Annotated in this window: 3 protein-coding genes and 1 pseudogene; all 4 read right to left on the bottom strand. The window is 37.0% G+C overall.

All coding sequences use genetic code 11. The features are described from left to right. Positions 1-2,144, bottom strand: a pseudogene (locus tag ACFIJZ_RS08830) (hypothetical protein); the annotation flags it as partial. A 1,207-nt stretch (positions 2,145-3,351) separates the two neighbouring features. After that, positions 3,352-6,027 carry a YadA-like family protein gene (locus ACFIJZ_RS08825; protein ID WP_375631737.1) on the bottom strand — a complete coding sequence of 892 codons (2,676 nt, stop codon included), beginning with the start codon at positions 6,025-6,027 and terminating at the stop codon, positions 3,352-3,354. Between the two features lie 1,227 nt (positions 6,028-7,254). Beyond that, positions 7,255-7,455, bottom strand: a complete 201-nt coding sequence (locus ACFIJZ_RS08820; RefSeq protein ID WP_273791568.1) for a hypothetical protein — start codon at positions 7,453-7,455, stop codon at positions 7,255-7,257. Between the two features lie 436 nt (positions 7,456-7,891). Continuing rightward, positions 7,892-8,167, bottom strand: a 276-nt coding sequence (locus ACFIJZ_RS08815) for a YadA-like family protein (RefSeq protein WP_375631735.1), incomplete at its 5' end; no start/stop codon positions are given.

Genomic DNA, 8,167 nt, shown 5'->3' with positions numbered 1-8,167 from the left:
GAGTCTTTAGTTATAGACCCATTGGTAAGCGATGTTATCTTGCTGCTTGCATTCTCTTCACCATGCGTCGCTACAAAAGCATGTGCAGTGTCGCTCCAATTCAAGGAATCACTCTTTGCTTCAGCAATATCTTTGCTAATTTCATCCTTAATATTCGTGATAGAATTATTCACATTCGCGAAAGAAGTTCCTACACCAGCAAACGCTGTTGCTACATCATGATACTCTTTATCTTCTGTTTTGCCATCTTCTTTCACGCTCTTAACTGTGAATGTAGGCGCACTCCAAGTTCCATTCTCATACTTAGCATTACCACCTAAAGATTTTGCAACACTGCTCCCTAGAGCATGAAGCTGGTTACCCGCTACAGCATCCGTTGAGGTTCCACTAATGTCTCCATTTTTAAGAGACGTAATCTTGCTGTTCTCTTTACTGTCCCCATGCGTCGCTACAAAGGCATTCGCCGTTTGGCTCCAGATTAAAGAATCACTTTTTTCACCAGCAATTTCTTTGCTAATCTCATTTTTAATATTCGTGATAGAATCACCAACACCGGCAAAGGCAGACGCGACACTGTCATAAGTCGAGTCAGTAACGTCACCATCAGAATTGAAGCGCTTAACCTTGAATGTAGGAGCAGTCCACGTGCCATTCTCATACCTAGCGTTACCACCTAAAGATTTTGCAACATCGCCACCCAATTTATGAAGCTGATTACCCGTTACGGCATCCGTGGAACCAGCATTAATGGTGCCATCTAAAAGAGATGTAAGCTTGCTATTGCTTTTGCTATCTTTCTCTCCATGCGTCGCTACAAAGGCACCTTTAGCCTTATCCCACAACAACGCATCAGCCTGAGCAGTGCTAATTTCATTGGTAATCTCTTTATGTAAATCCGTGAAAGAAGTGCCTACACCGGCAAACGCTGAAGCCACATCTGTATAGCTCTCCTCACTCTCAGTACCATCAGATTTTACTGTTTTAACCGTGAACTTAGGTTTGCTCCAGTGGCCATCCTCATACTTAGCACCACCACCTAAAGACTGCGCAACATCGCTCCCTAGAGCATATAACTGGTTACCAGCTACAGCATCCGTTGACGTTCTACTAATGTCTCCATTTTTAAGAGACGTAATCTTGCTGTTCTCTTTACTGTCCCCATGCGTCGCTACAAAGGCATTCGCCGTTTGGCTCCAGATTAAAGAATCACTTTTTTCACCAGCAATTTCTTTGCTAATCTCATTTTTAATATTCGTGATAGAATCACCAACACCGGCAAAGGCAGACGCGACACTGTCATAAGTCGAGTCAGTAACGTCACCATCAGAATTGAAGCGCTTAACCTTGAATGTAGGAGCAGTCCACGTGCCATTCTCATACTTAGCGTTACCACCTAAAGATTTTGCAACTTTATCACCTAGAGCATAAAGCTGGGAACCATTAACGGCATCGGTTGACGTTTTTGAGAGTTCACCAGGAGAAACATCCAAAAGACGCCGTGTCTCACCTTCACTATTCCGAATAGTTATTTGAGTTAATGGTGAGGTAGCAGCAATAGTTATCTTCTTTTCATCATCCGCTCGGGCTAGTTCACGAGATAAGCTTCTTATAAGAGAAAAGCTGTCTGTGTTCTTATGCTGATCATCACTTTGAGATGGATTATCTTGTTTTTCCCCAATAGCATGGGGTTCCTTTATCTCAACAATCTGATGATTTAAACCTGCCAAATCACTATTAGTGCCAGAAAATGCATCCGCAACACTTTTATAACCTTCTACATTCTTATAACCTTCCGTACCTGCAAATGCAGTATCAAAAGCAGCTTTAGTCTGAAACTTAATATTAAGACTAAAGTTCTTGGGGGTATCCTCCCCCTCCACAAATGCAGAGCCACTATCTCTATACAATTTACTGCCAACTACATAGGCTGGCGGTATACCTTTAAGCGCATTTGCACCACCACTAAAGTCGTTTGATTTGTTATTTAAAATCTGAGTAGCAGCAGCAACAGGAGAAACATTTGATAAAAAGATAATCACTGAAGCCAATGAAAGCGCTTTAATAAAAAGCCGTCGATAAAACGAGCAAGAATTTTTACAATCATTCACCACTAGCGCTTTTGGTGTGGTATATAATTTTTTCATAACAAATTCTCCAAATAAGAAATACATATTTAGAACATTAAAAAGTCATATTTCAGTGCTAGGGGTGATTAACGACGTGATTTTTGTTTGTTCTCTATAAAGTTTGAGTTTGCCGCAGAGGCGAACAGAAGTAATTAGAAGTCCGGCAAGGTTGTGATGGACGTTGATTAAAGGTTTGGTTAATGGGTTTTTTATTTTTTCCGCTTTTAAGAAGGATGCTTTTTTTTGCAACAAAACTCCTGAATGAGGGTGAAAAACGGATATGAAGAAGACATACTTGCGCCCTATTGTTAGATCTGCGGTTTATAGTTTTTAAAGTAAAAGAGTTCATTTTGTATAATTAAGAGGCTGTAATGTTTATTAGGGGAAAAGGTTAAGTTGTTGGCTGAATGATTTAGAGTACTTGTTGTGAAATCATTACGCTTTTATCGCGGGGATAAGAGGCATACTCTTGGGCTTTGGATTTTTTTCTCTCAAAGAGCTTCAAAGTAAAATGAAGGTGATTGTTTGTTTTTTTCATAATCCGTCGCGCCCCCCTTGCGAGCATCTTTCTGTTTTTACCAAAATGAGTCTTACTAAAGAATATTTCGCGATGTTATAGACTATTGCGTAAAATAGCAAGAGGAAAATGAATTTAATTATTTTTACAGAATGAGTCTTTCCGATTTATACAACCGTAAAATATCCTTATAACTTTAAAATTCATAGATTCCATGCACTATAGACTTGTCTAGAGGTTCTGTTTAATCGTTCGTTTTAGGTGTCCCATTTTGATCAAAATGAGTCTTACTAATAATTGCCGCTGTTGCGTACCTCATGATTGCTACTGCTATGCACAGAGCAAATAAATAAAATAATAATAATACGATTTTTGATTTTTTTAAACGTATCCCCCCAATGGATATTTTCTATCAATGAAATTATAGAACGTACAGTTTTAAAATACTGTGCGATTACGCACTCTATCAATTTATATGAGAGTATTACGCTGTATTTATAAAATTTTTGTTAAAGTAATTCACTTTTTACTAAAATCAATCTCACTAAGATTATTACTATAGAATACCTTGTTATAAGACTTTATAAGTATACTACTCTATGGACTTCTCTGTAAAATATTACTTCTCTATAATATAAAATTTCGCCCTTGTCTGATGAGACAAGGGCGAAACTTCGCTTAAATTGTAGTTTTTCATATTCTCTGGTGTTATTTTAATTTCAGAGTTATTCCACCACCTACACCCCACTGACCGCCAGCACTGGTTGCTGATAGATTAGAACGAATCTTGCCATCTTCAGATGTATAACCTGCACCAATCGCAAAGGCAGATTGTCCACGCCAAAAACCACCACCAAATGAAACACTCACAGATCCTGGGTCATCGAAGTAACGTAAGTTAGAGACTGCCAAACCAATCGCTGCTGCTTGCCTTGCCTCTTTGCGCACATTCGTAATATCATAACTTAGTGCGTCAAACTTCATATCGGTATAGGATTTCGCCGCATTAACACCATTATCGACTTGTTCTTTAGTATACTCTTTCGCACTTTCAAGAGTAATCTTCATCTGCTCCGCGGTATGATCGTATAACTGACCACCATTCACTGCGTCCTTAGAGCCATGTTCAATTTTTCCACCTTGAACATTCGTAATCAAAACAGGCTCACTGTCATCGACACCTTTTAGAGTGATGCTATTGATTTTCTTTCCGCTATCATCGGTATCATAGCTAACCGCAACATTCACCTTGTTTTCAACTTCTGTTACCCTGCCTGTAACGTCGGTTACATTTTTTTCAACTTCGGTTACCCTGCTACTCATCTGCGAAAACTGACTGTCAGTCACCTCATAAGTTGACTTTTCTAAAATTTCACTAGGAGCAACAGTTACCGTGGTTGAATTATCCGCCTCATCTATGGTGCTTTCTTCCTCATCTATGGCAAGAGGTAAGCTTCTTAGAAAACGTGCGCTTCTCATAAAAGGAAAGCCTTCTGAAAAAATATCCGAAGGATCACCATCTAGTGATTTACTCTCTGTTTCACCAACACCAAGGCCATTCTTTATACTAACAATCTCCTTATTCAAAATTTTGAAAGCACTATTAACGCCAGAAAACGCATCTGCAACATTAGTATAGTTTTTCTCAGTTTCATTACCATCCTTATCAAAGGCTTTAACTGTAAATGTAGGATCTGACCATTTTCCCGCTTTATCATATCCAGCACCACCGCCAAAATAACTTGCAAATGCCTGAGTCATAAAATAAATTTGACCACCATTTACTGCTTCGGTCGATGTTGCCGTAAATGCACCCCCCTTAACACCAGAGAGAACTCGTGGAAAATTAACACTGTTTGCAATATCTATTCTATTGCCACCCTTGTCTCCACCAATCGTAATAAGCCCAACGCTATTTTGCCTAACAAAACTATCACCTGTCACACTTTCGATCTTTTGATTAAGATTCGTAAAAGAACTACTTACACCAGAAAGCGCATCCCCAACATTCTGATAGTTCTTTTCAGTCCCACTACCATTTTTATCAAAAACCTTAACTGTAAAAGTAGGAGCATTCCAGTTTCCATCTTTATCATATCCAGCATTATCACTCAAATAGCCTGCAACTACATTGCTCATGGCATAAAATTGAGAGCCATTTATCGCATCAGTCGATGTTGCTGTAATCGAACCAGCCTTAACACCCGCAAGAGTCCGTGCCACATTATCAACATTCGCGATATTTACCCTGGCCCCACTTACTTTTCCACCAATGGTAATAAGTCCGGTATCATCTTGCTTAACAAGATTATCACCTGTCCCATCAATGACTATATTCTCAATCTTTTTATCAAGATTCGTGAAAGAACTACTTACGCCAGTAAAGGCATCCGCAACATTCTTATAGTCCTTTTCAGCTCCATTACCATTTTTATCAAAGACCTTAACTGTAAAAGTAGGAGCACTCCAGTTTCCATCTTTATAACCAGCACCACCGCCAAAATAGCCTGCAACTACATTGCTCATGGAATAAAGTTGAGAACCATTTATCGCATCAGTAGACACTGCTGTAATCGAACCAGCCTTAACACCTGTAAGAGTCCGAACTGCATTATCAACGTTTGCAATGCTTACCTTAGTTCCACTTACTTTTCCACCAATGCTAATAAGTCCTGTATCATCTTGCTTAACAAGACTATTACTTGCCACCTTAATATTTTCAATCTTTGCATCAAGATTCGTGAAAGAACTACTTACGCCAGTAAAGGCATCCGCAACATTCTTATAGTCCTTTTCAGCTCCATCACCATTTTTATCAAAGACCTTAACTGTAAAAGTAGGAGTTATCCAGTTTCCTTTTCTATCGTATCCAGCACCACCGCCAAAAGAGATCGCAGTACTGATGCCTTGGGAAAAAAGCTGAGAACCATTGACTGCATCATATGAGATTGGCGAAACCCAACCATCAGCAACACCAGTAAGAGTCCTCAATCCATGAGAGCTATTTGCGATAGTTATTCTATTACCACCTACGTCCGCACCAATTGTAATAAGTCCTGATGCATCTTGCTTAACAAACTTATCATACGTGGATTCAGCGACATAATTCTCCAAACCATACAACGCAGAACCAACATCTCTATATATTTTACCTCTAATTATATAGGTTGGCGCAATACTTTTACGTATATTTGTACCTCCGCCAAAATACTGTTCTACATTACCCCAAAGATCACAAGCAAAAACAGGAGAAGCATTTGATAAAAAAGCAGCTACTGACACTAATGAAAGCGTTTTTATAAAAGGTAATCGATAAGACGAGCAAGAATTTTTTAAATTACTCACTGCTAGTGTGTGTGGTGTGGTATATAATATTTTTTTCATAATAAATCCTCTAAGTAAAAAAAACATATTAAAAACATTAAAAAGACATATTCCGGTGCTACTAAGCTCTAGAGGTAGTTTTTTCTTGTTTTATAAAAGATTAGGGTTGTCATAATGCGGAAGAGGACTATCTAAGATATCAATGAGGTTGTAGTCCACCTTGATTGATAGTCCGATTAATAAGGTTTATTTTCCCCTTTTAGGGGGGATTTTCTTTCTGTAGCAGAGCCTTTAAATTTAAAGGCGAAGAAAGGTGAAAGAAGTGTAGAAAAAACATGTTTGCGCGCTATTATTAAGTGTTGTGTGTTTAAGAGGCAATAAAGGATGTTTATTGCGCAAGGGAGTTAAGTTGTTTGTTGAGTAATTTAGAGCGTTTTTTGTAGGGTTATTGTGCTTTTGTCGTGAAAATAAGCGAGATACCCATGAGTTTTATATTTGTATCTCTTAAAGCTTTTTGAGATCAGACGATTGTGATTTTGTAATTTTTCCATAACTTACCGCACCCCGCTTTGCGAGAAGATTTCTAGTTTCTTTTAATTAATTTTTCGCACTCTATACAGATTATTAAAAAATAGCAAGGAAAAAATAATTTAATTATTTTTTTATATTTTTATATAATGCGTCTTTCTGATTCTTGAAATAATTCTAGAATTCATAGCCTCATTGTTTACACTTTAGGCTTTTATAAAAGTGCTGGTGCATCGTTATGCTTTAAATATCCCTGTTGTGATCAAAGTGAGTCTTACTTAATCATTCCCGCTGCTACATACAAAGAAAATAATAAAAATGGAAAAAATGAGATTTTTTATTTCTTTAAGCATACCCCCTAGTGGATATTCCTATTAATAAAATTATAAACTGTACAGTTTTAAAATATTGTGCGATTACGCGTGCTCTATTAATTTATATAAAAACATCACTCTGCATTTGTAATTTTTTTTGTTAAAATGCTTCACTGTAACTAAAATTAGTCCCACTAAGATTATTATTACAGAATACATTGTTATAAAACTTTACAAGTATACTACTCTATGAGTTTCTGTGTAAAATATCACTTCTTTATAAAATTTTTACCCTTGTCTGATGAAACAAGGGCGAATGCGTTTTTTATTATTAATGCAGTGTTAAGTTTACTCCTGCACTTAACCCCCTGTAACCTCTTGCACTCGTGACAGATATATTAGAGCGAATCTTTCCATCTTCTGACATATAAACGGTTCCAATAGCTCAAGCCAATCGACTACGCCATAAACCACTACCAAAACAAAGACTTAAAGACCAAAGGATATTAAAATAACTTAAATTCGATACTTCTAAACCAACAGAGGATGCCTGTCTTGCTTCTTTCTGAGCTGTCTTAATATCACATCTTAATGCTTCAAATTTTGTATCCGTGTAAGATTTTGCATCATTAACAACATTACTCATTGCATTATACTATGGATTCAGAAAAACATTTATCTATATATTTTTTCGCATCATTAAAAACTGTCTTAATCTGCTGCTCACTGTCATGTAATTGATCACCTTTTATGGCATTATACAATCCAATAATAATCTTATCAGCAGTAGAATTATGCAAAATAAAATACCCCCTATCTTGTCATAAAAAACAATGCTGCATTCATTAATAATATTATTACAATATATTAAAAATAAATATCGATTACTCAAATAATTCCTTTTGGAGATGATAAATGATTTTTTCATATAAAATTTCATAATAAAAAATATATTTTTACTCGAAATACGCCCTTATCTTCTATTGCTATTCATTTATGATGAAAATAACTTTCCTTCTCTTTAAATGGCACATGTAACGCATTTGATAAGAGAAGGAAAATTTATTTCGAATTTTCTATTGTTAATTCAGTGTTACCCTAAATCCAGCACCTACCCCCCAATGTCCCCCAGAACTCGTTGCAGATACGTTAGAGCGAAATCTTCCATTTTCAGACATATAACCAGCTCCAAGAGCAAGTGCAGATTGACTGCGCCATACACCCGTACCAAATGAAAAACTTAATTTTCCTGGTGTATCGTCATAGCTTAAATTAGATACTGCTAGACCAATAGCAGCAGCTTGTCTTGCTTCTTTCCGAACATCCTGAATAGCATAATTCAACGTCTCAAATTTCAT

The sequence above is a fragment of the Bartonella sp. CL70QHWL genome, from assembly GCF_042194855.1.
In the GTDB taxonomy this organism is placed as follows: Bacteria; Pseudomonadota; Alphaproteobacteria; order Rhizobiales; family Rhizobiaceae; genus Bartonella.
The sequence above is the reverse complement of the archived record's forward strand: the minus strand, read 5'-3'. Positions and strand labels throughout refer to the sequence as shown.

Coding starts and splice junctions, on each gene's coding strand:
- ACFIJZ_RS08825 (WP_375631737.1), bottom strand. CDS start 6,027: ATGAAAAAAATATTATATACCACACCACACACACTAGCAGTGAGTAAT.
- ACFIJZ_RS08820 (WP_273791568.1), bottom strand. CDS start 7,455: ATGAGTAATGTTGTTAATGATGCAAAATCTTACACGGATACAAAATTT.